Source organism: Arthrobacter sp. CC3 (assembly GCF_039907775.1).
GTDB lineage: Bacteria > Actinomycetota > Actinomycetes > Actinomycetales > Micrococcaceae > Arthrobacter.
In genome coordinates, this window is the sequence record NZ_JARCCY010000095.1 from 1 (window position 1) to 1,657 (window position 1,657).

Consider the following 1,657-nt stretch of genomic DNA (forward strand, 5'->3'; position numbering starts at 1 on the left):
AGCCTCGATCCACCGGTCGGTTTGAGGTTGTAGCGGCGGTTTAAACGGAGAATGCCTGTCGGATCGGGAAAAATGGGGTTTGTCTAGAACTCCGTTTAACCAATCCGAGAGGCATCTCGTAGGTGCAACTTTTCCATAGATCCACGCGCGTGTCAGCCGCGTTCGATGATTCCAATCTCGTGTCGGCCGCAGGTCTGGTCCCGGCGATGGCGCTGGCGGTGAAAACCAGCCTCGGCGAACTCGCTGATCAGTGGCTGACGCTGCCCGGATACTTCGGCGCGAATGCGGGGTTGAAGGTCACTGCGATGGTCGCGGGAATGGTCGCCGGAGCCGATTCCATCGATGACATGGCCTTGTTGCGACACGGCGGGATGAAGAAACTCTTCGCCGGCGCATATGCCCCATCAACTTTGGGATCGTTCCTGCGGGCGTTCACCTTCGGCCATGTCCGCCAACTCGACGCCCTCGCCGCCCGGTGGCTGGTGAACGTCGCCGCGGTGGCCCCGATCGCCTCCGGTATCGATGATTACGCTTTGGTCGATATCGACGACACCATCAAGGAAGTCCACGGCTACCGGAAACAGGGTTCCGGATACGGTTACTCCGGGGTCAGGGGACTAAACGCGCTGATCGGGATCCTCTCGACCGCGACCGCGGCGCCGGTCATCATCGGCGCGAGGCTGCGCAAGGGAAGCTCCGGCTCCCCGCGCGGGGCGGGGAAGTTCATCGGTGACATCCTTGCCACCGTGAAACGGCTGCGAGGCAAGGATGCCACCGGGCTGGTGCTGCTGCGTGCCGACAGTGCGTTCTACGGCCACCCGGTCGTCGCCGCTGCCCACCGCTCAGGCGCGAAAGTGTCCATTACCGCCAGGATGGACCCGGCCGTCAAACGTGCCATCGCCACCATCAACGAGACGGCCTGGACCACAATCCAATACACCGACGCGGTCCGCGATGAAACCACCGGAGCCTGGATTTCCTCAGCGGAAGTCGCCGAAACCGCGTTCACCGCCTTCGTGGGCCGAAAGAAAGCCGAACGCGTCCACGGGCGCCTGGTCGTGCGCCGGATCCCGGAACTGAACGCCAAAGCAGGAGCCGGGCAACAGACCCTGTTCGACACCCACCGCTTCCACGCCTTCTTCACCACCAGCGACCTGGACACCGTCACCGCAGACAAAACCCACCGCCAACACGCCATCATCGAGCAGGTCAACGCGGACCTCAAAGACAGTGCCCTGGCGCACCTGCCCTCGGGAAAGTTCACCGCCAACGCGGCCTGGCTGGTCCTGGCGAGCGTCGCCTTCAACCTCTCGCGCGCCATCGGCACCCTCGCCGGCACCGACCTGGGCAAAGCACGCAGCGGCACCATCCGCCGAAAACTCATCACGGTCCCCGCCAGGATCGCGACCTCGGCACGGAAAATCACCCTGCACCTGCCCGTTCACTGGCCATGGGAAACCAGCTGGTCACACCTCTTCGAAGCGGCCTGCGGGCCACCACGGACCTCCGCTATCTGATCACCCAGCCGACTCGGCGCAACCAGGACCACGGAACACCACCGGCAGCAAGGCCGGGAACCCCGTCATGCCCATCGACCGAACCCGGACCAAGATCAGAACGACCCCGCCCCATCAAACACAACCGGTGGATCGAGGCT

General features: G+C 63.8%; 1 protein-coding gene. It reads left to right on the forward strand.

Translation table 11 applies throughout. The features are described 5' to 3' along the window. Positions 1-122 precede the first annotated feature (122 nt). Positions 123-1,517: an IS1380 family transposase gene (locus PV761_RS24115; protein WP_347900039.1), complete on the forward strand. Its 1,395-nt coding sequence runs from the start codon at positions 123-125 to the stop codon at positions 1,515-1,517. The last annotated feature ends 140 nt before the right edge of the window (positions 1,518-1,657 follow it).